A 26991-nucleotide genomic window follows, 5' to 3' on the forward strand; every position below is an offset into this window, starting at 1 on the left:
ATTAAGCGAATGCTAAAGTAGTTTAGAGGGTATAATAGAAATAATAATTAGGGAGGTATGTACATGATTGTCGGACACGGAATTGATGCACAAGTAATCAGTCATGTAGATGACGTTGCACAGCGTCGTCCAGGGTTCATTGATGTTATTCTGACACCAGCTGAACGAGCTGTGTATGATAATCGTAAGGGGAAACATCGCCGTGAATTTTTAGCAGGTCGTTTTTCAATTAAAGAAGCATATAGTAAAGCAATAGGGACAGGGATTGGTTCGCAAGCACGTTGGCAAGATCTTGAAATATTACCAAATGAAGCGGGTCAACCGATTATGGTTAAACATCCAAAAAAGGGTGAAGTTAACGTACATATTTCAATATCACACACGAGTGATACAGTTTATAGTTCAGTTATTTTAGAAGCGGATGCATCACAATCAGCATTGTCGGACGCAATTGATGTAACAGATCAGTCAGTTATTAGTACACGACGTCCAGCATGGGTAGAGGTTTCAGCTAGTGCAATTCAACACAACATTACGGCTATCCGTCATTTGACAGGTGTTAAGCGCTTTATTGCAATCGTTAAAGCGAATGCGTATGGTCATGGACTAACACAGGTTGTATCAGCTACTGAAAATGCCAACGTCGATGGTTATGGAGTAGCGACAATTGATGAAGCAATTTGGCTACGTCAATTTGGTGTGCAGTTACCTATTTTTATTTTGGGTGTTACACCAGCTAAATATGCTGCTGATTTAGTTAAGTATCGGTTAATTCCAGTTGTAACCAGTGAAGCGTGGCTTGATGAATTAATGGCTAATTTATCAGGAACCAAGCAATTATCAGTTTCAATTGGTGTTGATACTGGAATGGGTCGCATTGGTATTCGTGATGTTAATGAGTTAGAACGAGTGGTTGATAAAATACAATCTCATAGCCAATTACGACTTAAAGCAATAGGCATGCATTTTGCAACTGCTGACGAACCTGATGCAATGTATTATCAAAAACAAGTTGCAACGTGGCATAAATTAGTGGATAAGCTAGCCTTACCAGCAGACATCTGGTATCATATGGCTAATTCAGCAACGGCGCTTTGGCATGAACAGCCAACTTTAGATACAGTGCGTGTTGGCGCAGCTATGTATGGCTTCAATCCATCAGGTGATGCTTTAGCAACTGACAAACTAATTCCGGCATTATCACTAAAAGCTGAACTTGTGCATGTCAAGCAGGTGGCACCAGGTACATCAGTGTCTTATGGTGCAACTTATACGTCAACAGAAACTGAATGGATTGGTACATTACCAATTGGCTACGCAGATGGTTATTCACGTCAGTTACAAGGCATGTATGGTTTATTACCAGATGGCCGTCGTGTTGAAATTGTTGGACGGATTGCCATGGATCAGTTAATGGTACGTTTACCAGAGCAATTACCTGTCGGTACAGTTGTTACTTTAATTGGCCAGGCTGGTCAAGAAGAAATTACACTTGAAATGCTAGCTAAGCGCTTATCTACGATTCCGTATGAAGTGGCAACTAGTTTGGCGCCCCGCTTACCACGTAAATTAGTGAAGTAAAGAGAGACGTATGGTAAATAAAAAAGATATTAAACGCGGTGATATTTTCTTTGCTGATTTATCGCCAGTAATTGGTTCGGAACAAGGTGGTCAACGGCCAGTTGTGATTATTCAAAATGATGTTGGTAATCAACATTCACCAACTGTTATTATTGCACCTATCACAGCTAAAATTGCTAAGCCAAAGTTACCGACCCACGTAGGACTCCCTGCTGAAGCAACCGAAGCCGGTATTGGTCGTGACTCAGTTATCCTGTTAGAACAAATTAGGACGATTGATAAACGACGTCTACAAGATCAAATTGGAATTGTGCCTGATAATCTGTTGATTAAAGTTGATCAAGGCCTTGTGATTAGTTTGGGACTAGTATAATTTAATGAAGGATAGGTGGATAAAACGTCATAGTTTTAGCCGCCTGTTTTTATTAGGACTGTATAGTGAGAAGGAGGTCAAGATGCATAAAGAACAAGCAGCTGAACAAGCGAGATTAAATGACGTCGTTCAAAGAATTGACCAACAGTTACAGCAGGCAGAAACCAATTATGACAAGGCACATTCTGAAACACGGGCCGTTGAAAGTAATTATATTGCGAATACATCAATTAACACAGCTGAAGTTGATGATGCTATGGAAACCAATGCCGAAATCCAACAGCAACGAAATATTGTGGCACGGGTAACTGAGACTGAAAACATTATGTCAAAAACAGTTGATACCCTTAAGTTGTTACGTACCAGTCCATATTTTGGACGTGTTGATATTATTGAAGATCAGTTGTCAGATACATTATATATTGGATTATCATCTCTACAAGATGAGACTGGCGATTTTTTAATTTATGATTGGCGCGCACCGATTAGTGGTATTTATTACAATGGTACGTTGGGTAAAGTCAGTTATCCAACACCTAATGGTGAACAAACTGTTGACTTACAGAAGAAACGACAATTTGTTATTAGTGATGGTCAAATAACGAATATGTTTGATACGAATGAAACTGTTGGTGATGAAATGTTGCAATATGCACTTGGTCAACAGAATGATGATGAGATGCGTAATATTGTTGCGACTATTCAAAAAGAGCAAAATCAGATTATTCGAGATACATCAAGTGATTTATTAGTTGTGCAAGGTGTTGCTGGCTCAGGTAAGACGTCCGCTATTTTGCAACGAATTGCTTTTTTGCTATTCCATTCACGTGAAGAGCTTAACTCTGATCAGATCGTGCTGTTTTCACCAAACCGTCTCTTTTCAAGTTATATTGCGGGTGTTTTACCCTCATTGGGTGAACGTAATATGCGTCAAGTCACGTTGTCAGAATTTTTTAGTGCCCGTTTACAAGGACTAAATGTACAAACCCTGTTTGATCGTTATGAACAGGAACAACGTTTTGTTGGTGAAGCCAGTTTAAAGGTACGTAAAATATTAGAAAGTAGTCAGATTGTCGCACTACTTGATGATTATATTAAGCAATTAGATGCTGATAGCATTCATTTTGTTGATGTCTACTATGAAGATAAAGTTTTCTTTGGTGCCCGAGAGTTTGCAGAGTATCTTAAAACAATTCCAGTTAGTTATGATATGCGTGAGCGACTTGATCAAGTCCAAAAACATTTTATGCAAGTATTAGCAGATCGCATTGAAGATTTACAAGATGCAGATTGGGTACTGGCAGAATTGGATAATTTAACTGATCAAGAGTATCAGGACTTGATTGGTGAGACGGATGTTGAAGAAGCATTGGCGACTGAGGATGAAGAAGATATTATTTCGTTTGTTGCTAAGCGTTATTTAATGAAACATTGGCAAGTGATTGATGATGCTTTGTACAATAATTTTTATTTGGACATTTATCAACAATATGCTGATTTTCTACGTTTCATTACTGAACAGCAACCGGACAACGAACAGGTCGGCTGGTGGGAAGCTAAGCAACGACGTTTTGAGTTACAGTTAGAATACCATCATATTGACTTAGAAGATGCTGCACCATTGTTGTTTTTACGTGATAAATTGACCGGTGGTGGCACTAATCAAGCAATGTCATATGTTTTTGTGGATGAAATGCAAGACTATGCGATGGCGCAACTATTATATTTGAAGCATGCGTTTCCACGGGCTAAATTTACGGTACTTGGGGATGCTGAACAAGCGTTATTCCGAAAGGTTGAAACGCCACAAGCACTTTTGGATAAGTATGCACAAGGATTTGCTGCACGCAAACCGACGTTGATTAAGCTAAATCGTGCTTATCGTTCAACGCAAGAAATTATGAATTTTGCTAAAGCCCTCTTACCTGATGGTAATGAAATCGTGACTTTTACCCGTCATGGTGACAAACCGCGTCTACTAGCTGCGGCAGTTGATACGTTAACGGATGTTTTGGTCAACGAGTTAACTCGGTTACGCCAAGATTTTAAAACGGTTGCAATTTTGACTAAAACAGCTGAACAAGCGGAAACCGTAGTAGATATTTTACGAAACTATTCAGAAACAGTACAATTGCTACATGCATCAGATCGCACACGGGTTGCAAATGTATTAGTGATGCCAATTTATTTAGCTAAAGGTTTAGAATTTGATGCGGTAATTGGTTATGATGTTTCACAAGTTAATTATCCCGATGACCAAGCGATTGGCTTGTTATATACGCTAGCCTCACGAGCAATGCATGCGTTGAGTTTTATTACGATTGGTCCAGTATCACCATTAATAAATGGTGTACGACAAACAATTGATTATCAATAACAATTAAGTGCTTGTTATCGCAAGCAAAAACTTTTACAATTGGTTTTGACGAATTTAAATTTGTGGGATTCCCGCAATGGAAAGAAGAAAATTTATGGCTGAAAAGAAAGTTTTGTTGACCGGTGATCGTCCAACTGGTAAATTGCACATTGGACATTACGTCGGTTCTTTAAAGACCCGCGTTGCAATGCAAAATTCTGGTCTATATGATCCATTTATTATGGTTGCTGATAAGCAAGCTTTTACAGATAATGCGCGCAATCCTGAAAAAATACAAAACTCTCTTTTGGAAGTAGTTTTGGATTATTTGGCAGTCGGCATTGATCCTGCAAAGACAACAATTTTTGTGCAATCAGCAGTACCTGAATTATCTGAATTAACAGAGTACTTCCTCAATTTAGTTTCAGTTGCGCGTGTACAACGTAATCCAACTGTTAAAGCTGAGATTCAACAAAAGGGCTTTGGTGAAAGTATTCCAACTGGCTTCTTTATTTACCCAGTGTCACAAGCAGCTGACATTGCTTTATTTAAGGGACAAGTTGTGCCAGTTGGGGATGATCAAAAGCCAATGCTTGAACAAACGCGTGAGTTGGTACGTACGTTTAATCGTTATTACAATACGGATATTTTGGTTGAGCCAGAAGGAATTTTCCCACCAGAAGGACAGGGTCGTATTCCTGGATTAGATGGTAATGCAAAGATGTCAAAATCTTTGAATAATGCGATCTATTTGAGTGATGATGAGGACACTTTGTGGACCAAAGTTAAGTCAATGTATACTGATCCAACTCATGTTCGATTAACTGACCCTGGTCACGTTGAAGGTAACATGGTCTTTACATACCTTGATATTTTTGATGAAGATAAAGCATATGTCGCTGATCTTAAAGCACAGTATCAAGCTGGTGGTTTAGGTGACATGAAGATTAAAAAGTATTTGTTTGAAGTATTAAATAAAGAATTAGCACCAATTCGTGATCGTCGTGCACAATATGCAGAGGATCGCGATGCTGTCTTGCAGATTGTTAAAGAAGGTTCTGAAAAGGCACGTGTATTGGGACAACAAACCATGGCTGAGGTTCGTCATGCTATGGGTGTTGATTATTGGGGTTAATGATTAATTAGTGCCTTTAAGGAGTATTAAATGAGTTATTTAGCAGTCATCGATTTGGGTTCAAACTCAACTCGGATGGTAGTTGAGGAACTACAAGCAGATGGGAATTTTGTTGAATTACGTCGTCGTAAGTTAGATACGCGTTTGGCTGAAGGTATGGCCGAAAACGATGGTGAACTAACTGATGCGGCTATGACGCGGGTTGTTAACGCTTTGTTGGAATTCCAACAAGACTATATGATGTATGAGGATATTACGGTTGTTGGTATTGCAACAGCAGCTGTTCGTGAGGCAGACAATCAAGACGAATTTTTAGATAAAGTTTTTCGGGCAGTTGGTGTAGAAATTCGTGTCTTAACTGGTGACCAAGAAGCATATTATGATTATCTTGGTGCTGCTTCAGCGTTGGATATTTCAGATGCTTGGTTATTAGATACTGGTGGTGCCAGTGTTGAATTAGTTGGTATTGAAGATCGTATGGCAACCAATATGATGAGCTTGACATTTGGTGCGGTTAATTTATCAGAGAAATTCAAGTTAAATGTTGATGGTGTCATTTCACCAGAATCAATTGCGAAAGCATATAAGTATGTGGAAATGCAATATAGTAAATTACCTTGGTTAGACGATACGGTAACGTTGCCAGTTATTTTGTTGGGTGGTGCTAACCGCTCATTAGCACGTCTTGATCGTGCTAAGCATGGTATACCAGCTGATTCAGATTTTCATGGTTATGAAATGACAACAAGTGCAGTCATGGAGACTTATGATAAGTTGATTACAATGACTAAGGCGGAACGTGAAGAATTGTTAGATTTGGAAGCTAATCGAGCAGATATTATTATTAGTGGATTATTACCATTAATTGTATTGATTAAGCATACAGGTGCTAGCAAGGTTGTTTTCTCAGCTTCAGGTGTTCGCGAAGGCTTGTTACAAGAATATCGGATGGAAAATTAAAAAATGATTGGATCGAAGGAAACTTCGGTCTTTTTTTGACTTTCCATATAAATTATATGTAGAGGGGATTTTAAATGAAACAGCGATGTGATTGGGCGCAAACAGGTAATGAATTGCTACAAGACTACCATGATAATGAATGGGGTGTACCGGTTAAAGACAGCCAACAACTTTTTGAATTATTGATGTTAGAGGCATTTCAAAGTGGTTTGAGTTGGCAGATTGTGTTAAATAAACGCGAGAATTTTAAAAGAGCCTTTGATAATTTTGATTTTCAAAAAATTGCATTATATGATGACGCTAAAATTACCGAACTTATGAACGATAACGGTATTATTCGTAATAAAAGGAAAATAGTTGCAACAATTAATAATGCAAAACTTTTGCAAAAGAAGTTTCCAAATGAACAGTTTAGTGAATTCATCTGGTCATTTACTGGTAATCATATCATCACACATAATTATTCATCGACGACAGATATTCCTAAGTATGATTATTTAGCTTTAATTGTTAGTAAAAGTTTGAAGGTAGCAGGGTTTACTTTTACTGGTCCGGTAACAATATATTCATTTTTACAAGCAGCAGGCATTGTTAATGATCATGAAGTCAGTTGTTTTAAACATGGATAACACCTTATTTGTGACTCCAAAACGGTTGCTTATCAGCTCTGAATAAACACAAAAAAGCCGCCGGCTCGTTGACCCGCGACAACTTCTGTTAGGGGTTAAAGATAGCCTGCCTAACAAGGGGCGCACTTGAATTTGCGACCCTATATTCAATTGTTGTGGTATAAACTAGAGGTCTAATCTGCAGTTTTAAACGACTGTCGCTAGAAATACCGAAACCAACTACATCTTGCTCGCAACTACTGCATCCAATCTTATTCGTTTAAAAAGCGAATCGTGTCGGGAGCAGCCTTCAATCAAGATACATGCTTACGCCCAGTTACGGGTTATCGTATGTTGTTGAAGTAACTGATGCTAATGACAACAAGATAGTCAATTCATGACTTAATGTTTACCGTTAATATTTGATACTAAAATTATCTTGCCTCATTACTGTGACACGCCCATATGGATTGTAGTAGATGAAGTGATGTTTGTGGCTAGATTAGAATAATCTGTCAAATCACTACCTACCTTTCCTTTTGGTACACCATTATAGTAACACGTAATGTAAGCGGTTACAACTAAAACAATTGATTTTATTTATCAAAATTTACGATATGTGGGTTAGACGTTGATGTACCAGCATCTAAAATCCGCATCGTTGTTAATAATTGTTCATCAGAAACAAGTTTCTCTTGATGATTTACGAGTGTTTCATAAATGCTATCGTAAACGCGACCATAGTCTCCAACAATCGTAGGAATAAATTTTTCTAGACGATCATTATTTTGATTATAATAAGTTACTTTACCAAAATCTTGTGGCGCATCAAGACCAAAGCCAACATCGCCTGGCATAATGCCAGTCTTTAGATCATATTCTTGTTGATCAATATTGTGCTTGATATATGATCCTTTGGTACCATGTAATACCCATTTTGGATAGTGAACAACGGTTGTTTCACTTGATTGAATCGTTGCTTTAAAGGCGTTTTCGTAAAATAAGTTAACTTCAAATTGATCTGATAAGTCAGCATTTAAATCTCGAACCGTGCGTAAATCATAGACAGCTTTTTGTGGTTGGCCAAATAGTGAAACCATTTGGTCAACTAAATGTGCCCCATGATCAAACCAGGTTGTTTCCATCGTGCCGCCAGTTTGTTTAGCATCATTTGGCCGATAGTGATCCATATGTAGTTCAAGTTCAATTGGACGTCCCACATAACCACTGTTTAAAACGTGCTGCAGCGTTAGGAAGTCACTATCAAAACGTCGATTCTGGAATGGCATGAAGAAAGCTTGTTTTTGTTTGGCTAAGTCAATTAATTCGTGAACTTCTGCGACTGTTGCCACAACCGGTTTATCAATCAAGACATTTTTACCGGCACTTAATAATTGCTTGGTAACGGCAAAATGAGTAGGTGCAGGGGTTACGACGACAACTAAGTCAAGGTTTGTGTCAGCAATGATATCTTGAATATCTGTTGAAAAAATGGTTCCGTTTGCTTCTAAAGCAGCTCGCTCGCTAGGACGTTTGTTGATATGTGGGGCAACAACCCGACTGATATGGAATTTATTTGGTCGTTGTTGCACATAAGGAATATGATAACGATTGGTACTTTTACCAAAACCAACATAAGCAATATTAAGCATAAAATCCTCCAAGTAATTGTCATTAAATTGTAGACGTTATTATCATTTTCACTTAATTCATGTATTTGTGCAATAGATGATAGAATAGTAGTATGAAGTAAGAATATTAGTGAATTTTATACCACATATCTGGACGCGGTATAATTGATATACTACACAAACGGAGAGTTATCATGGATATTAATGAATTAAAGTCAGATATTTTACATGAAGTTATTGTAAGGCGTCCTGATGATAGCCATAAGGGGGATTATGGTCGTGTCTTGTTAATTGGGGGCAGCATGCAATATGGTGGTGCCATCCTAATGGCTGGGCAAGCCAGTATTGGTGCCGGTGCTGGTCTGACAACTGTTGCGACTGATAAAGTTAACTTGACAGCTTTGCATTCACGATCACCTGAAGCAATGTTTTTGGATTGGCAAGATGATGAACAATTATTAGCCAATATTGAAAAAAATGATGTTATTGTCATCGGCCCTGGCTTAGGCAATGATCAACATGCTTTACATTTAGTGAACTTAGTTTTTAAAGCTGTTACAGAGAAACATATCTTGGTAGTCGATGGCTCTGCATTAACGGTTATGGCTGAGAATCATTTGCCATTTCCTAGTAAGCCGTTTACCGTTGCGACACCACATCAAATGGAGTGGGCACGCTTAAGTGGTGTGCAATTAAATTATCAACGCGAACATGAACTAAATGAAGTGCAGCGTCAAATTTTAAATTTGGATGTGTTGGTTTTAAAGCAACATCATACGTTGATTTATGCAGCCAATGAATTACGTCAAATTATGATTGGTGGTGCCTATCAAGCAACTGGTGGTATGGGTGATGTATTAGCCGGTATCATCGGTGGCTTTGTGGGTCAATTTAAGAGTAATCATCTAAAAGCTGTTGAAGCAGCTGTTTATGCGCATTCAATCATTGCGCAAGAGATGGCAACGCACAGTTATGTAGTGAAACCTTCATTTATAGCAGATGCGTTACCAAACTATATGTCGCGTATTCAATCTAATTTATAGCACATACACTAAGGTGTTTAATAACGATAAAGAAGTGTATAATTGAAAACAAATATGAGCCTTGGAGGAATTTACAGATGGTAAAACAATGGCATGCTGAAGCCTTGAAATATGAAGATGATTTACTAGCAGATTTGAAAGAAATGTTAGCAATTAAGTCTGTTCGTGATGATGAAGCAGCAACAACTGATGCACCTTTGGGTCCTGGACCTAAGGAAGCTTTGTTGAAGTTTGAGGAATTTGCAAAGCGTGATGGTTTCCGTGTTGGTAACTATAAAAACTTGGTTGCTTATGCAGAATTAGGTCCTGAGGACGCAGACGAAACCGTTGCAATTATTGGCCATTTGGATGTTATGCCTGAAGGAGATGGCTGGACAAAGGATCCTTGGACACCAGTTATCGAAGATGGACGTTTGTATGCTCGTGGTTCTTCAGATGACAAGGGACCAACTTTTACTGCATACTATGCCTTAAAGATGATTAAAGATTTGAAACTAAAGCTAAACCGTAAGTTGGTTTTGGTTGTCGGAATTGATGAAGAGTCTGATTGGACTGGAATGGATGAATTCTTTGCTGACTATGGTGAGCCAACAATGGGATTCTCACCTGATGCTGAATTCCCAATTATTAATGGTGAAAAAGGAAACGTTTCAATCGTAACGCGCTTTGCTGGCACGCAAGGTGGTTCATTGAAGTTGGTTTCATTTACAGCAGGTGAGCGTCCAAACATGGTGCCTGGTGTTGCAAAGGCCGTTGTTGAAACAGCTGATGTTGCTGCTTTAACTGCAGCAATGAGTGATTACTTAGAAGCTGAGCCTCGTGTTAAGGGTGAAGCTGATATTGATGGTGATCAAGTAACCATTACATTCTATGGTAAGCAAGTACACGGTGCCCAACCAGAAACTGGTGAGAATGCTGGAACTTACTTGGCTAACTTTTTACAAGACCAAGACTTTGGTGGTAACGCTAAAGGTTTCCTAACCTTCTTAGGTACACAATTACATGATGATACCGTTGCAGCGAAGATTGGTGCTAAGACACATGATGATTTGATGCATGATTTGTCAATGAATGTTGGTATTCAACGTTTTGCTGATGGTGAAGATGGCTTTGTTAACACAAACTTCCGTTACCCACAAAATACGTCAGCTGAAGAAATTGAAGGCCACGTAGCTGCTTCATTGCCAGAAGGCTTTGATGCCACTGCTAAGGCTGAAGGGCATGCACAAGTACCTCACTATGTATCTGGTGAAGATCCATTAGTTCAAACTTTGTTGCAAGTTTATCGTGATCAAACTGGTTTGCCAGCTGCTGAACAAGTTATCGGTGGTGGTACATTTGGTCGTTTGTTGAAGCGTGGTGTTGCCTTTGGTGCAATGTTTGAAGGTGTACCAGATACAATGCATCAAGCTGATGAATTTTATCCAGTTGCTGATTTGACTCGTGCAATGGCTATCTTTGGTCAAGCAATGTACGAATTGGCAAACGTTTAATAATATAATAAACAAGCAAAAGAATGGCTGATTCAGCCATTCTTTTTTTCGATTACACAAAAATTGTGTTACAATTATGTAACACGTTGTGTACTGATTGTGTGTAGGAGCCAAAAAGATTTAAAATATAACTATATTCACATTAAAGGCATGCACATATTTGTACATGCTTTTAATGTGAGTAGCGAAGTTTTTAATTAATAGAAAATAGAAACGAAATGTTAGGGAATCTTAAGCATAACGCATTATACTAATAGTAGTGAATAAAGAGAGTAGAAAGAGTTATGGATCGAAAAATTTTCGTTTTGACTGGAAATACTGGGACAGGGAAAACTACAGTTGCCAATTATTTAAATGAGTTTTATGAAATGCCACAGGTGATTACACACACGACGCGACCACCGCGCGAAGGCGAGATGGATCAAGTTGATTATTATTTCGAATCAAATGATAGTTTTTCAGAAAATCATTATTTGGAAAGTGTTGCCTATGCTAATTATCAATATGGATCATCATATGAAGGACTTGAGCGCGCTTGGGATAAAAGCCCATTTATTACAATTGTTTTGGATACCGCAGGTGCTAAAACTTATGCACAAAAATTGGGGGATGCGGCCGTCATTATTTTTTTGACAGTGACGAAGACCGATGAAATCCTTGGTCGCTTGTCTAGACGTGGTGATAATTTAGAAGAAATGCGGCAACGGATAGAAAGCGAGGAGTATCAACGTGATATTCAGTTACCAGCATCTTTGCAAGACATTGCACATGTTGTGGTAAATGATGATTGGCAAAGTACTAAAGTCGCAATTGATAATATTGTAAAACAAGCCGTGGTTGTGGACCCGGAGGAGGAATAACGTTATATGTCATATCGTACACCACCATTCATGACGCCAGTTGCCTTGGTGTCAATTATTTTAGCAATTAGTGCTGGAAATGCAGTTGTTAACGTATCCACGCATTCATCAAATGGTGCGCCTAAATCTTCAAAAGTCTCAAAAAGTTCATCGGTATCTGAGGTAAAGTCCTCAAATGATGATGAATCATCAAAGACAAACAAATCATCTAGTGTTGATGATGATGACGAGGATGTTTCAAATAGCAAGCAATCAGTCTCGGATGATACAGATGCAACATCAAATTCATCAACTAACGACACTAGCAGTAGTCAAACAGGTAATCAACAATCTTCAACAGATGATGATGCCACTAATAGTTCTGCAAGCACAGATGATCAAACTGGTACAAATAATAACCAAAACCAAGACACACCAGCAGATAATACAGCACCTGCCACAGGTAATAATACGACAGGTGGTGCAACTGGCGGTGATGCAAATAATGCAGCACAGGGAGGAGCAACTAATTAATGTTATCAATATTAGATTTACTTAATCATTATTTAGGTATGTTCAACGTTAATGCACGTTGGAAAGGCCAAGTTTACTCAATCCTTGCCGGTGTTGGAAACTTTTATATTTTGTATTTAGCTATCCGGCATATTCAAAATGGTGCTTATTTACGAGGCATTGGCTTATCATTAGCATTCCTATTTATTTTATATTGTGTTGTTTTAAACTTTATTTACTACTATACACAGAAAACTGTTAAATGGGATGTTTCACCTGTCATTGAAAAAATGTTGGGTGGTGCTAAAGAAGGCGAAACAACAAGTAATCCAGCTATGCCTTATGTACCAGCAAATGGACTATACGATAAAAATCAAGTTTTGCCAGCAACAGCTGTATCAGATGGTGATATGCAAGCTGAACTAGATAAAGTTGTTGACCAGTTGCGTGAAAGTAAAATGGTATCAGACAATTATGGGGGTTTATCAGAAAAGGACCAAATGGCTTTTCTAGCAACAGGTCAGGATCATATTTTTGCTAATCATCCAGGTACGCCGTTACCATATTTCCGTTTAGAGGAAGAGCGTGGTGGTTTAGCTATTTATGGTGGTGTTAATGAAATGTTAGCAGCTCGATTAGCACGTATCGAAACCATTGGATTGCAACCTGTAGAAATGGCATTAGAATCATACAATTTATATATTGCTTCGGTTGTGATTTCAGGTGGTCCTGGTAAATCTCGAGGCCGACAGTCTTTGACACCAATTGAAGAACCATATTTCTTGTCTGTCGAACTTGCATATACAAAAAAATAATAAATTATATAATAACTTAGTCTTTGCAATGTCAATAAACTTAACAAGATGTTTGACATTTTAGATATTTTCAGATTATTATTAGTTTAGCGACCCGTCACGAAAAACTCGCGGCGGGTCATTTTATATACATTAAGATAGTCTATTAGGGAGATTATCTATAAGGAGGAACCGTTATGTCGATGATCGAGTTCAAAGATGTCAATAAATTTTATGGTGATTTCCATGCTTTGACGGACATTAATTTAGAGGTAGAGGCTGGGGAAACGGTTGTTTTAATTGGACCTTCTGGTTCAGGTAAATCAACTTTAATTAGAACGATCAATGGTCTAGAACCGGTTCAAAGTGGGCAGTTAATTGTTAATGGCCAGGATTTAGCTAATCCTAAAACTGATATGAATCGTACGCGTAAAAATGTTGGTATGGTTTTCCAACACTTTAATTTATACGCAAACAAGACTGTTTTGGAAAACATAATGCTTGCACCACGTTTGGTATTACACCGTGATGAAGCTGAAAATAAAAAGACGGCAATGGAATTGTTAGATCGTGTTGGCTTGGTTGATCAAGCTGAAAAAGTACCATCAGCTTTGTCTGGTGGACAACAACAACGTATTGCGATTGCACGTTCATTAGCTATGAAGCCTAAGGCATTGTTATTTGATGAGCCAACATCAGCACTTGACCCTGAAATGGTTAACGGTGTTTTGAAGATCATCAAGGATATTGTTAACGATTCATCAATGACTACTTTGGTTGTTACTCACGAAATGGGCTTTGCTAAGCAAGTTGCTGATCGTGTTATTTTCATGGATCAAGGGCAAATTTTGGAAGATTCTCCAACTGAACAATTCTTCGCGCAACCAAAAGAACCTCGTGCACAGGAATTCCTATCGCAAATTATTCGCTAAGGAGGAACAACATGAAAAGTAAATTTCAAGTTGTTGTAAAGTCAGTTTTGGCTGCTTCAGCATTTGCGCTCTTTACTGGGATGACTTCAGTTAATGATGTGCATGCTGCAGATAATGCCAAAAACGAAACCTACAATCGTATTATGAAAACCGATCGCATGAACTGGGGTGTAAAGGGCGACACCAAGTTGATGGGATTAATGAATATTAAAAGTGGTAAACTTGAAGGCTTTGACGTTGACATGGCTAAGGAAATTACGAAGCGTGTTAATCCTGATGCAAAGGTTGTTTATACCCAAATTACATCTGGTACACGTGTGCCAATGTTGATCAATGGTAACATCGATGCCATTATTGCCACGATGTCTATAACGCCTGATCGTCAAAAAGTGGTTGATTTTTCAAAACCATATTTTAATGCTGGTCAATCAATCTTGGTTAAAAAAACAAGTAAGTATCATAACGTTAAAGACTTGAATACACCAAAAGCACGTGTGCTAGCAGTGCAAGGGTCAACGTCAATTGACGAAATTAAAGAATTTGCACCAAAAGCCAAGGTTGTTGGTTTGCAAGATTATGCGACTGCTTTGACTGCTTTGAAAGCTGGTCAAGGTGACGCACTAACAACTGATAATGGTATTTTGTATGGTATGGCTGCTGGTTCTAAAACATTAGAGGTACGTGGGGGTACTTTTACGAAGGAACCATATGGTGTTGCGATGCAAAAGAAAAATCCTAAGCTAGTAAAGGCTGTTAATAAGGCTGTCGATGAAATTAAGACTGATGGTACTTATGAGAAGATGGCCAAGAAGTGGTTTGGTAACGTTAAGGGCATGGATTGGAAGGAGTTGGCTGGAGAATGATAACATTATTTCAAGAACATGCCGGTGAATTCTTAACCGGTTTTGGATGGACAATCTTGTCATCCGTGTTAGCGTTAATTGGTTCAACTATTCTAGGAACAGCATTTGCGCTTTTGGAAGTTGTACCAAGTAAGACAGCTAACGTTATTGGACGTATTTATATTGAAATTGTACGTAACATTCCATTGCTAGTTATTACAATGTTCTTCTATGTTGTAATTGCTAATGTCATTAAAATTAGTGGTTTTGCCGCTGGAACCTTTGGATTGACACTTTATACATCAGCATTCATTGCTGAAACGGTACGTGCTGGAATTAATGCTGTGCCAAAAGGTCAATTAGAAGGGGCTATGTCAAACGGATTATCATGGTGGCAAGGTATGCGTTATATCGTTTTGCCACAAGCTTTCAAGCTAGTTATTCCACCACTAGGTAACCAATTTATTAATTTGATTAAAAACTCATCTGTTTTAGCATTCGTTGCTGGATTAGATTTGATGTATCAAGCTAACCAAATTTCACAAGCTACGTTCGATACCTTCGGACCATTTATCATTGTTGGTATTTTCTATCTTATTTTGACAATGCCACTAAGCTACTATATGCGTTATTTGGAAACACGCCTTGAGAAGAATGGAGGCCAAGCATGAGTGATTTCTTTTCAGCCTTTTCGTGGGTTAACATGCGTTTCCTAATGTCAGGATTAGGAGTCACGGTTGAAGTAGCTGTGGTGTCAGTTATCCTAAGTTTTATTATTGGCTCAATTTTGGGTGTAATTAGATATGTCAAAATTCCATATCTTTCACAAATTGTTGGTTTTATTATTGATTTGATTCGTAATTTGCCATTGTTGTTGATCATCTTCTTTACATATTTTGCGCTACCAAAGGTTGGTATTCACTTTGGTGTTGTGACGTCAACAATTTTCGCCATGACAATCTTTGAATCAGCTATGTTGGCCGAAATTATTCGTTCAGGTATTATGGCTGTGCCAAAGGGTCAGTTAGAAGGTGCTTTATCAAATGGTTTGAGTTTTAAGCAAGCATTATGGCACATTATTTTGCCACAAGCTTACAAGAAAATGATTCCACCGATTGTGTCACAATTCGTGTCATTGATTAAGGATACGTCACTAGCAACGATTATCATGTTGCCAGAAGTAACTTATCGTGCCCAAATTGTTTACGCACAAAAGCCTGATGCAATTATTTCAATGTTCTTTGCATTAGCGGTTATTTACTTTATTTTGAATTTCATTATCTCAAAGATTGGAGATATGTTGGATCGCCGTATGGCTGCGTAATAACAGAGCGAGAACAAAAGCGGTTTGAATTCGGTGTGTAACGATGCTTTGCTGCTTTGCGGTCTTTAGACCGTGGAGTGACAAACAGAGTTATATTGAGAATCCAGTCTTTGTGAACGCGTTTACGCTTACAAAAAAATAAATAATGAGTCGTCAAAAAGACTGGAAATTAATTTCCAGTCTTTTTTTGATGAGTAAAACAATATTTGCAAATGAGTATAAAATTAGAAAAAATTATATTAGTAAAAGGCTTTAATAACAGTTAAAACGCTGGTTTATCAACAATTCAGCTTTTGTTAATTAAAAATAACCTTAAATAAATTGTTGACTACCTCACGGGTTTATTATATCATTATGAAAAAGTTATCACATATTATGAAAGTGATTATAAGGAACGGGGAAAGATTATGAATAAGACATTAAAGGTAAGTGCTTTGTTGTCTGGAGCAGTGATTTTAGGATCAGCTGTTGTACCGGTTACTGCAAGTGCTGCAAAGTATAAGACAATTAACTGGACTGAAGGTGCCAACGTTGGAACAATGGATCCATCAAAGACAACTGCAGCGATTGACTTTACTTATCTACAATCAATTGGTGAAGGTTTGTACCGTACTGACAAGTCAGGAACACCAAAGTTGGCTGGTGCAACATCAGTTGATAAGTCTGATGATGGATTGACATTAACTTATCATTTGCGTGATGCTAAGTGGTCTAATGGTGACCCTGTTACAGCTGACGATTATGTATATGGTTGGCAACGTACTAATGACCCTAAGACAGCATCACAATATGCATACTTGTTCTCAGGAATTAAGAACGCTGATGATATCCAAAAGGGTGACAAGCCAGTTTCTGATTTAGGAGTAAAGGCTCTTGACGATAAGACACTTCAAGTTACACTTGATCGTCCAATGCCACAATTAGAGTCAGTTATGACTATGGCAACTTTTGAGCCACAAAACAAGAAGTTTGTGGATAAGGTTGGTAAGAAATATGGTACTGCTGCAAAGTACACAATTTCTAACGGACCTTTCGTTATGAAGGGTTGGACTGGTTCAAACAACAAGATTTCTTTGGTAAAGAACGATGATTACTGGGATGCTAAGACAGTTAAAACACCAAAGGTAACTATCCAAACAATCAAGGACCAAAACACTGGTTACAACTTGTACAAGTCAAAGAAGGTTGATTACACAACTTTGTCACCTGATCAATACAAGGCTTCAAAGAACAAGAAGGACTTCACGATTATTTCACAAGCTTCAACAGCCTTCCTAGAATTTAATGAAAACAAGAAGCCATTGGATAACAAGAACATTCGTATGGCCCTATCAAAGTCAATTGACCGTGAGACAATGTCATCAAAGATTCTTGGTGGTGGTGGTAAGCCAGCTTACTCATTCACAGCTGCTAAGTTAGCTAAGGATCCTAACTCAGGTAAGGACTTTGCTAAGGTTGCTGCCGACAAGGATGCTACTGGTTACAACTTGAAGGAAGCTAAGAAGCTATGGAAGCAAGGATTGAAGGAGTCAGGTAAGAAGAAGGTTAACCTACAATACCTAACTGATGATACTGACGGTGCAAAGCGTTCAGCACAATTCATTCAATCACAAATGGAGAAGTTGCCTGGTTTGAAAGTTACAATCAAGACTGTATCATTTAAGCAACGTATCTCATTGTCAGATGACAAGAAGTTTGACATGGTTAACACAATCTGGGGTGGTGACTACGCTGATCCATCAACATTCTTAGATTTGTACACGTCTGATTCATCATTTAACAATGGTAGCTGGAAGAATGCTGAGTACGATAAGTTGATGAAGGCCGCTAAGACGACTGATGTTAACGACGAAAATAAGCGTTATGATGACTACTTAAAGGCTGAAAAGATTCTTCAAGAAGATGCCGCTATTGCACCTGAGTACTACCAAGCAAAGCCATCATTGTTGAACAAGTCAGTTAAGGATGTTGTATCAAATACTACTGGAGCACCATTCGATTGGAAGTGGGCTTACAAGAAGTAATTTAATAAATAGATTAAATAACTGATTAGAAGAGGGAGGAGCGACGAATAAGTATTTGTCCTGCTACTCTCTTTTTTAATCACTAAAATAAGTCGTGAACAAAATAATATCGATTAGATAAATGCTAGATTTTAGCTATGTATATAAAGTTAATTAATATAAAAATTAAATAATTATGTGAAAAAATATCACAAACTCTTTTATAAATAGGAAACGTCTGGTAAAATTAAAAACATCTAATTAATAGCTATGAGATATGAGAGTATGGTTATTTTCAGAATGACTTTCTAGCATATTATGAGTAGAAGTAAAAAATAGGGAAAGGCATAGCCATGTTCAAATATATAATTAAACGGTTAGCTATCATTGTGCTAACTTTGATCTTGATTATTTCAGCAACGTTCTTCTTGATGAAGCTGATGCCAGGATCACCGTTGGCTAACGCAGAACGACTATCTGCTAGTCAACAAAAGATGATTGAATCACAATATGGATTGGATAAGCCATTGGTTGTGCAATACGTGACATATCTATGGGACGCATTACACTTTAACTTTGGAGTTTCATTCCAATTCGCTAACCAACAAGTTTCAACATTAGTTGGTCAACGTCTTGGTCCATCTGCACAACTTGGTTTGCAAGCATTGGTCTTCGGACTAGTTGCAGGTACTGGACTTGGAGCAGCCGCTGCTGTTCGTCGTAACACAAAGACTGATACATTCCTATCAATTTTGGCTGTTTTGGGAATTTCAATCCCATCATTCGTTTTCGCCGCATTGCTACAATACTGGATTGGTTTGAAACTAGGTTGGTTGCCAATTGCCGGCTGGAAAGGATTCGCAGCTACGATTCTTCCAACGATTGCGTTGGGAATGAGTCCGCTAGCAACGTCAGCTCGTTTCATTCGTACTGAAATGGTTGATGTTCTGGGGTCCGATTATATCGAACTTGCACGTGCTAAAGGTCTTTCACGAGGTGAAATTATTTGGAAGCACGCACTACGTAATTCATTGATTCCGTTGGTAACGTTGGTTGGTCCAATGGCAGTTAATTTGTTAACTGGATCAATTGTTGTTGAGAACATCTTCTCAATCCCTGGAATTGGAAGTCAATTCGTTGATTCAATTTTGACGAATGATTACCAGATTATCATGGGAACAACGATTGTTTATTCAATGATGTTGATGGTTGTTTTGTTGATTACTGATATCCTTTACGGTGTCATTGATCCACGTATCCGATTGGCAGAATAGGAAGGAGTCGCTCATGTCTGAAAAAGTAACTTTAACAGCAGATGATTTTAAATTGCTTCCCGCTGATCGTCATACTGATAATGAAAAGATTTTAAAGCCATCAGTTAGCTTTTTGAAAGATGCTTGGCGTCGTTTAAAGAAAAATAAAGGAGCATTCATTTCGCTTTGGATTTTGGTTGCTGTGTTTGTGGTAGCTTTTGCTTCATCACCAGTAGCAAATTCAAAGGCAACATCAAAACAAGATGTTACCATTCAAAATCTACCAGCTCGTCTACCTGGCGTTTTAGGTGATATTCCTGGTTTTACCGGTGAAGCTAAAATTGATGGTACTAAGGTTGACCAATATGAGTCAGCTGGCGTTTCTGATAAGAAAAACTATTGGTTTGGAACTGATCAATTCGGTCGTGATATTTTCAAGCGTGTCTTGTATGGAACACGTATTTCTCTAGAAGTTGCGCTAATAGCCACGATTATGGATTTGATAATTGGAGTCGCGTATGGAATCATATCCGGTTGGCGCGGGGGTAAAACCGATATTGTGATGCAGCGTATCATTGAAATTGTTTCTTCAATTCCAAATTTGGTTGTCTTCGTGCTTTTGATTCTGGTTATGAAACCAGGTATGTTGTCTATTTCATTAGGTATCGCGCTAACGTCATGGACGTCCATGGCCCGGCTGGTTCGAGCGCAAGTGCTAACAGCTAAAGAGCAGGATTATATTTTAGCTGCTCGTACTTTGGGTTCTTCAACGTGGCGTATTGGATTACGTCATTTGGTACCAAATATAAGTTCAACAATTATCGTGCAATTGATGTTCACAATTCCATCAGCAATCTTCTTCGAGGCATTGCTTTCATTTATTGGATTAGGAATACCAGTACCAATGGCTTCATTGGGAACACTATTAAATGATGGACAAAAAGCAATGCAATTCTATCCATATCAATTGGTTATTCCAGCTGTAATTTTGGGTATTATTATGATTGCGTTTAACTTGTTAGGTGATGGATTACGTGATGCGTTTGATCCACGTACAAAGGATTAATGGAAGAGAGTGAAGATATGGCAGAAAAAATTCTTGAGGTTGATGACCTTAAAATTAATTTCAATACTTATAATGGAAGTGTTCAGGCCATCCGCGATGTTTCATTTGATTTGTACAAAGGTGAAACATTGGCGATTGTTGGTGAGTCTGGATCAGGTAAGTCAGTAACAACCCGTTCATTGATGGGATTATTGGCTAAGAATGCTCGTATTGAAAAAGGTTCAATTACCTTTAAGGGTGAAGAAATTATTGGTCGGTCAGAGGATAAAATGCAAAAACTTCGTGGTTCAGAAATCGCGATGATTTTCCAAGACCCAATGACTTCTTTGGACCCAACGATGAAAATTGGTAAGCAAATTGCTGAACCACTTATTAAGCATCAACATATGCCTAAGAAAAAAGCCTTGGAAAAGGCTTTGGAAATGATGAAGTTAGTCGGTATTCCAAATGCTAAGGCACATATTAACGACTACCCACACCAGTTTTCAGGTGGTATGCGTCAACGTATTGTTATCGCGATTGCCTTAATTGATAATCCTGAGATTCTAATCGCTGACGAGCCGACAACAGCTTTGGATGTGACGATTCAATCACAAATTCTAGATTTGATGAGAAGCATTCAAGAACAATCAGAAACATCAATTATTTTCATCACCCACGATTTGGGTGTTGTTGCTGGAATGGCTGATCGTGTTGCCGTTATGTATGCTGGTGAAATTATTGAAATTGGTAAGGTTGATGAAGTATTTAACTTCCCACAACATCCATATACATGGGGCTTGTTAAATTCAATGCCAACGACTAAGACTGAACGTGGTAAGTTGGAAGCAATTCCTGGTACACCGCCAGATTTGTTGAATCCACCAAAGGGAGATGCCTTTGCTGCCCGTAATCGTTATGCCGTTGCGGCTGATGAGAAGGTTAAGCCACCATTCTTTAAGTTGTCAGACACGCATTATGCAGCAACTTGGTTGTTGGATGAGCGTGCACCTGAAGTTGAACCTCCTTTGGAAGTTCAAAAGCGTTGGGCTCGTTTCCAAGCTGAACATCCCGAAGCTGATCGTTCAAAAGCTGTTGCTGTTGAAAATTCAGCTGTCCTTGGTAATGGAGGTGGCAAATAATGGCTGATGAACGTAAAAAATTAGTACAAATTCAAGGATTAGATATCACATTTAATGCTGGAAAGTCTAACGAAACTAAGGCTGTTCAAAATGCTTCCTTTGATATTTATGAAGGTGAAACATTTGGGTTAGTTGGTGAGTCTGGTTCTGGTAAAACGACAATCGGCCGTGCCATTATGAAGTTGTACAAACCAACAGCTGGAAAGATTTTCTTTGAGGGTAAGGAATTATCTAATATTAAGAAACATGGTGAACTAAGTAAGTTCCATCAAGCAGCACAAATGATTTTCCAAGACCCACAAGCATCACTTGATTTGCGTATGAAGGTTAAGGATATTGTTGCTGAAGGAATTGATGTTAATCATTTGGCTAAAAACGATGCTGATCGTTCAAAGCAAGTTGAAGATTTGCTTGAGACGGTTGGACTAAATCGTGATCATTCTAGTCGTTACCCACACGAATTTTCTGGTGGTCAACGTCAACGTATTGGAATTGCACGTGCTTTAGCAGTACGTCCTAAGTTTATAGTTGCTGATGAGCCGATTTCAGCGCTGGACGTTTCGATTCAAGCGCAAGTTGTTAACTTGTTGAAGGACTTGCAAAAAGAACAAGGTTTGACATACTTGTTTATTGCGCACGACTTATCAATGGTTAAGTATATTTCTGATCGTATTGGTGTTATGCATTGGGGAAAGATGGTCGAAATTGGCACAGCTGATGAAGTTTATAATCATCCATTACATGATTATACTCGTTCATTGCTAAGTTCGATTCCAGTGCCCGATCCAACTGCTGAAGAGCAGCGTGAGCCAATTGTTTATGATCCAACAGATGAATTAGATGGCCGTGATCGAGAAATGACTGAAATTGCGCCAGGACATTTTGTTTGGGCAGCAGAAGATGAAATTGCACAGTACCAAGAGCGTGCTCGTGAATTTGGTTTGATTGATTAAACTGAATAAAAGATAAAAGGCGAAGTTGGTTCTAGTTGAACGGCTTCGCCTTTTTTGTGTTCATTTTATTGAAATAGCCTTTATGTTATAATAAAACGATACAAACAAAAGAATAGGCTAGGTGAAACGGGTGAGAAAATTACCGACATTCTTTAAAAACCAACGCCTTGGTGGAATGGCGACTTTGATGTTAGCCATTGCAATCGTGGGGGCAGTTCTAGCTTGGCTAGTAAATTGGATTGTGGGCATAATTTGGCTAGTAGTAGTCGTTATAGCATTAATTGTATTTTTTAAAGCATTACAAAATTTAAGTGAACAAACAACACATTATATTGAAAATCTATCTTACCGTATTAATCGTGGTGAGCAGGAATCAATCATTCAAATGCCACTAGGTGTTATGTTGTATACCGATGAAGGTACCATTGAATGGGTTAATCCTTATTTACAACAATTATTAGGTGAAGACACCATTGTAGGTCAGAATTTACAAGATGTTTCTGAGAAATTAGCTGAATGTGTTTCAGTATGGTCAAATCCAGAAGAACGGATTACGGAATGCCATTGGCTGGATTGTGTTTTCCAAATTCAAGTGCAACCGGAATTGAATGCGATGTATTTAATGGATATGACCGCATCAGCTCAAGTTACTGAAGATTATGAGAATCATAAGTTATTCCTGGGAATCGTTTCTTTGGATAACTATGATGAAGTCACTGAAGGTATGAGTGATTCAGAAGCTTCAACATTAAGGACTTATGTAACAAAGACTTTGTCAGATTGGATGACTGATCATGGCATTTATGCACGACGTTTATCTGTTGATCGCTATTTATTAGTTGGGTATCGTGAATCGTTGACGAAGGCGGAAAATGATAAGTTTAATTTATTGAAAGAAATTCGTGAAACGACGTCACTTCAAAATACACAAATCACGTTAAGTATTGGAATTGCTTATAATGAAATGGCTATCGATGTCTTAGCAGAAAACGCCCAATCTAATTTGGACTTGGCACTAGGACGTGGTGGTGACCAAGTTGTTGTTAAGTCATCAACAGGTACTGCTCGCTTCTATGGTGGTAATACTAATCCGATGGCTAAACGTACGCGTGTGCGTGCCCGTGTTATTTCACAAGCATTAGCTGATTTGTTTGATTCAGCGGATCAAGTATTTGTGATGGGACACAAGCGTCCAGATATGGATTCATTTGGTGGTGCTCTTGGTGTGCGCAGATTAGCCGAGATGCTAGGTAAACCAGCTTGGGTTGTCTATGAAGAAACTGGGCAAGAGCATTCTGATATTCGCTTGTTGTTAGATCAATTGTCAGAGGACACCGGTGATGAAGATGCAATTTTGGCGCCAGATGATGTTTTGAATCAAATGACTGACCAGAGTTTATTGGTCATGGTTGATCATTCAAAGCCTTCATTATCAGAATCAGCTGATGTTTTTGAGGCAATGAAGGAACAATTAGTAATTATTGATCATCATCGTCGTGGTGAAGAATTCCCTGAAGAACCACAATTGGTTTACGTCGAATCATATGCTTCATCAACTTCAGAGCTAGTTGCTGAGTTGTTTGAGTATCAACCACGCCGAGCACAAGGTTTGCGCCGTATTGAAGCGACTGCCATGTTGGCCGGTATTCAAATTGATACCAAGTCGTTTACATTACGTTCTGGAACCCGAACTTTTGATGCAGCTAGTTATTTGCGTGCAGTTGGTGCTGACGGATCATTACTACAAGACTTTATGAAAGAATCCGTTGATTCATATCGTCATCGGGCACATCTTATTGAATGTGCGCAAATTCATGATACGGTGGCTATTGTTGTTGGTGAAGATGATGTGCAATATGATTCAGTGGTTGCCGCACAGGCAGCTGATTCATTGTTGCAAATGATTGGTATTCAATCATCTTATGTCATTAGTCGTCGCGATAGTAACACAGTTGCTGTTTCGGCACGTTCAACAGGTACTGAAAGTGTTCAGTTAGTGATGGAAGCCATGGGTGGTGGTGGACACCTAAGTAATGCAGCTACACAAATTAAAGATACAACGACCGATGATGTATATGAAATGTTGTTAGCTGAACTTAATAAAGACAGTGATTAAAAGAACTATTAAAAAGAAGGTATAGATTAATGAAAGTTATTTTCTTAGAAGATGTTAAAGGTCGCGGTAAAAAAGGTGAAGTGAAAGACGTACCAGATGGTTACGCCAATAACTTTCTAATTAAGAATAAAAAAGCTAAACCTGCTTCAAATGCAAATGTTTCAGCTATGCGTGGTCAAAAGAAAGCCGCTGATCGTGAAGCTAAGGAAGCCAAGGAAGCAGCTGTTGATTTAAAAAATAAGTTGGAAGATGATAACACAGTTGTTGAATTAAAAGCCAAGTCAGGTAAAGATGGTCGTCTATTTGGTGCTATTTCATCAAAGCAAGTTGTCGCTGGTTTACAAGATCAATTTGGCATCAAGATTGATAAGCGTAAGATGGACATGAAAGAGCCAATTCGTGCCTTAGGTTATAGCAATGTGAAAGTAAAGCTTCATCATGATGTTGAAGCAACTATTCGCGTTCACATAGATGAACAATAATTGAAAGTATCAGATAATAGGTCTGCTTATAAAAGTAGACCTATTTTTACTTTTAAGACCAAAAAGGCTAGTTATTTGGTACAATAAAAAATAGATTTATAAATAACGGAGAGGAGGTTATGTTCGCATGGCTGATCAAAATGATGGCTTACCCTTGCAGGTACCGCAAGACGTTGAAGCAGAACAAGCCGTTTTAGGTTCGATTTTGTTAGCAACGGATCCACAAGATTTACTGGCTGATTTAATGACGATTTTACAACCAGATGATTTTTATCGTACGGCACATCGTTTAATTTATTCAGCCATTTTGGCATTGGATGAATCACAACGTGCAATCGATATTTTAACGATTACTGATGAATTAGATAAAGATAATCAGGTTGAAAATGTGGGTGGCATGGCCTACCTAACCGAATTAGCATCAAGTGTGCCTGTGGCAGGGAATGCGATGTATTATGCACGAATTGTACGTGAACGTGCAGTTAGACGTAATATGATTGATACCTTGCAGAATAGTTTGACGCAAACTTATGAAGGCAGTGATTCAATTGATGATGCGGTGGCTGATTTATCAACTAAACTGGATCTAATTAATAGCGGTGAAAAAAGTGCCGATTTTAAAAACATTGCTGATGTTGTTAATAAGTCATTTGAAGAAATCGAAGAAAATTCGCGTACGGAAGATACTGTTACCGGATTAGCTTCAGGATATCCAGCGTTAGATAATTTAACAACTGGTTTTCATGATGGTGAAATGATTATTATTGCGGCTCGTCCGGCTGTTGGTAAAACGGCCTTTGTTTTGAACATTGCGCAAAAAGTTGCGGTGGCTGACCCAACTTTGCCAGTCGTTATTTTCTCACTTGAAATGCCAGATACGGCTTTAGTTAATCGTATGTTGGCGGCTGAGGGTAATATTAATTCGCAACATATGCGAACGGGTCAATTAGAATCTGAAGAATGGGATTCTTTGGTAGTAGCGACTGATTCGTTAGCACGGACTAATATTTATATTGATGATACACCAGGAATTAAAGTCACGGATATTCGTTCAAAATTACGTCGGTTATACAAGCGTGAAGGTCAGTTGGGCTTAGTAATTATTGATTACTTGCAATTGATTGAAGGAACTCGTACTGATGGACGTCAACAAGAGGTTTCTGCAATTTCACGTGCGATTAAAATGATGGCAATGGAAATGGATGTGCCAATTATCGCGCTATCACAGTTGTCACGTAGTGTTGAGCAACGTCAGGATAAGCGGCCGATGTTGTCTGATATTCGTGAATCTGGATCAATTGAGCAGGATGCGGATATCGTTGCCTTCTTGTATCGTGATGATTATTATGATAAATCAAATGATGATACTGATAATCAGAACGACCCACGTGACGAAGAACAGCAAGATATTGGTGAAATTGAAGTTATCCTGGAGAAGAATCGTTCCGGTGCGCGTGGAACAGCCCGGCTACTATTTGTGAAATCGTATAATAAGTTTTCAAATATTGATTATCATAATGAAGAGCCTGGTGGGTTTAATTAAATAGTTATCATGAAGAGTCGAGGTTAATGG

Annotated in this window: 24 protein-coding genes; 23 read left to right on the plus strand and 1 reads right to left on the minus strand. The window is 38.4% G+C overall.

The window, feature by feature from the left end; all coding sequences use genetic code 11:
* Window positions 1–63 precede the first annotated feature (63 nt).
* From alr to ACSYSF_RS00665, 6 genes are all read left to right on the plus strand, one after another.
* The gene (alr, locus tag ACSYSF_RS00640; RefSeq protein ID WP_489867823.1) at window positions 64–1581 is read left to right on the plus strand and encodes an alanine racemase; all 1518 of its coding nucleotides are present in this window, start codon (window positions 64–66) and stop codon (window positions 1579–1581) included.
* Window positions 1582–1591: 10 nt separating this feature from the next.
* Window positions 1592–1954: a type II toxin-antitoxin system PemK/MazF family toxin gene (locus tag ACSYSF_RS00645; RefSeq protein ID WP_489867824.1), complete on the plus strand. Its 363-nt coding sequence runs from the start codon at window positions 1592–1594 to the stop codon at window positions 1952–1954.
* Window positions 1955–2036: 82 nt separating this feature from the next.
* Window positions 2037–4331 carry an RNA polymerase recycling motor HelD gene (gene helD, locus ACSYSF_RS00650; RefSeq protein WP_489867825.1) on the plus strand — a complete coding sequence of 765 codons (2295 nt, stop codon included), beginning with the start codon at window positions 2037–2039 and terminating at the stop codon, window positions 4329–4331.
* Window positions 4332–4425: 94 nt separating this feature from the next.
* The gene (trpS, locus tag ACSYSF_RS00655) at window positions 4426–5445 is read left to right on the plus strand and encodes a tryptophan--tRNA ligase (RefSeq protein WP_489867826.1); all 1020 of its coding nucleotides are present in this window, start codon (window positions 4426–4428) and stop codon (window positions 5443–5445) included.
* 30 nt (window positions 5446–5475) lie between these two features.
* Window positions 5476–6405: a Ppx/GppA phosphatase family protein gene (locus ACSYSF_RS00660; RefSeq protein WP_489867827.1), complete on the plus strand. Its 930-nt coding sequence runs from the start codon at window positions 5476–5478 to the stop codon at window positions 6403–6405.
* 74 nt (window positions 6406–6479) lie between these two features.
* Window positions 6480–7034: a DNA-3-methyladenine glycosylase I gene (locus ACSYSF_RS00665; protein WP_489867828.1), complete on the plus strand. Its 555-nt coding sequence runs from the start codon at window positions 6480–6482 to the stop codon at window positions 7032–7034.
* Window positions 7035–7609: 575 nt separating this feature from the next.
* Here ACSYSF_RS00665 and ACSYSF_RS00670 read toward each other — a convergent pair.
* Window positions 7610–8665, minus strand: a complete 1056-nt coding sequence (locus tag ACSYSF_RS00670) for a Gfo/Idh/MocA family oxidoreductase (protein WP_489867829.1) — start codon at window positions 8663–8665, stop codon at window positions 7610–7612.
* Window positions 8666–8838: 173 nt separating this feature from the next.
* On the opposite strand from ACSYSF_RS00670, the gene ACSYSF_RS00675 reads away from it, so the two are divergent.
* The 17 genes from ACSYSF_RS00675 to dnaB all read left to right on the plus strand — a co-directional run bounded on the left by ACSYSF_RS00675 (window position 8839) and on the right by dnaB (window position 26961).
* Window positions 8839–9687, plus strand: coding sequence for an NAD(P)H-hydrate dehydratase (locus ACSYSF_RS00675; protein WP_489867830.1), 849 nt, complete (start codon window positions 8839–8841; stop codon window positions 9685–9687).
* A gap of 77 nt (window positions 9688–9764) precedes the next feature.
* On the plus strand, window positions 9765–11180 hold the full coding sequence (pepV, locus tag ACSYSF_RS00680) for a dipeptidase PepV (protein WP_489867831.1): 1416 nt from the start codon (window positions 9765–9767) through the stop codon (window positions 11178–11180).
* 284 nt (window positions 11181–11464) lie between these two features.
* A complete protein-coding gene (locus ACSYSF_RS00685; protein WP_489867832.1) occupies window positions 11465–12040 on the plus strand; it encodes an AAA family ATPase in 576 nt (191 codons plus the stop codon).
* 6 nt (window positions 12041–12046) lie between these two features.
* Window positions 12047–12553 carry a hypothetical protein gene (locus ACSYSF_RS00690; protein WP_489867833.1) on the plus strand — a complete coding sequence of 169 codons (507 nt, stop codon included), beginning with the start codon at window positions 12047–12049 and terminating at the stop codon, window positions 12551–12553.
* Window positions 12553–13347 (plus strand): DUF6681 family protein, encoded by a 795-nt coding sequence (locus tag ACSYSF_RS00695; protein ID WP_489867834.1) that lies wholly within the window; start codon window positions 12553–12555, stop codon window positions 13345–13347. Before ACSYSF_RS00690 ends, ACSYSF_RS00695 begins: the two co-directional genes overlap by 1 nt.
* A 176-nt stretch (window positions 13348–13523) precedes the next feature.
* Window positions 13524–14258: an amino acid ABC transporter ATP-binding protein gene (locus ACSYSF_RS00700; RefSeq protein WP_489867835.1), complete on the plus strand. Its 735-nt coding sequence runs from the start codon at window positions 13524–13526 to the stop codon at window positions 14256–14258.
* Between the two features lie 11 nt (window positions 14259–14269).
* Complete coding sequence (locus tag ACSYSF_RS00705) at window positions 14270–15121, plus strand: glutamate ABC transporter substrate-binding protein (RefSeq protein ID WP_489867836.1); 852 nt, start codon at window positions 14270–14272, stop codon at window positions 15119–15121.
* Entirely contained in the window at window positions 15118–15771 is a 654-nt protein-coding gene (locus ACSYSF_RS00710; RefSeq protein ID WP_489867837.1) for an amino acid ABC transporter permease, read from the plus strand. The genes ACSYSF_RS00705 and ACSYSF_RS00710 overlap by 4 nt, the downstream gene beginning before the upstream one ends.
* A complete protein-coding gene (locus ACSYSF_RS00715) occupies window positions 15768–16424 on the plus strand; it encodes an amino acid ABC transporter permease (RefSeq protein ID WP_489867838.1) in 657 nt (218 codons plus the stop codon). The genes ACSYSF_RS00710 and ACSYSF_RS00715 overlap by 4 nt, the downstream gene beginning before the upstream one ends.
* A gap of 407 nt (window positions 16425–16831) precedes the next feature.
* Window positions 16832–18448 (plus strand): peptide ABC transporter substrate-binding protein, encoded by a 1617-nt coding sequence (locus ACSYSF_RS00720; protein ID WP_489867839.1) that lies wholly within the window; start codon window positions 16832–16834, stop codon window positions 18446–18448.
* Window positions 18449–18780: 332 nt separating this feature from the next.
* Window positions 18781–19701: an ABC transporter permease gene (locus ACSYSF_RS00725; protein WP_489867840.1), complete on the plus strand. Its 921-nt coding sequence runs from the start codon at window positions 18781–18783 to the stop codon at window positions 19699–19701.
* 13 nt (window positions 19702–19714) lie between these two features.
* Complete coding sequence (locus tag ACSYSF_RS00730; RefSeq protein WP_489867841.1) at window positions 19715–20746, plus strand: ABC transporter permease; 1032 nt, start codon at window positions 19715–19717, stop codon at window positions 20744–20746.
* A gap of 17 nt (window positions 20747–20763) precedes the next feature.
* Complete coding sequence (locus ACSYSF_RS00735; RefSeq protein WP_489867842.1) at window positions 20764–21867, plus strand: ABC transporter ATP-binding protein; 1104 nt, start codon at window positions 20764–20766, stop codon at window positions 21865–21867.
* Window positions 21867–22820, plus strand: a complete 954-nt coding sequence (locus ACSYSF_RS00740) for an ABC transporter ATP-binding protein (RefSeq protein ID WP_489867843.1) — start codon at window positions 21867–21869, stop codon at window positions 22818–22820. Before ACSYSF_RS00735 ends, ACSYSF_RS00740 begins: the two co-directional genes overlap by 1 nt.
* 175 nt (window positions 22821–22995) lie before the next feature.
* Window positions 22996–24936 carry a DHH family phosphoesterase gene (locus tag ACSYSF_RS00745; RefSeq protein WP_489868274.1) on the plus strand — a complete coding sequence of 647 codons (1941 nt, stop codon included), beginning with the start codon at window positions 22996–22998 and terminating at the stop codon, window positions 24934–24936.
* Window positions 24937–24965: 29 nt separating this feature from the next.
* Window positions 24966–25418, plus strand: coding sequence for a 50S ribosomal protein L9 (gene rplI / locus ACSYSF_RS00750; RefSeq protein ID WP_489867844.1), 453 nt, complete (start codon window positions 24966–24968; stop codon window positions 25416–25418).
* A gap of 127 nt (window positions 25419–25545) precedes the next feature.
* Window positions 25546–26961: a replicative DNA helicase gene (gene dnaB / locus ACSYSF_RS00755; RefSeq protein ID WP_489867845.1), complete on the plus strand. Its 1416-nt coding sequence runs from the start codon at window positions 25546–25548 to the stop codon at window positions 26959–26961.
* Window positions 26962–26991 lie beyond the last annotated feature (30 nt).

It is taken from the genome of Weissella sp. ESL1139 (genome assembly GCF_058506735.1).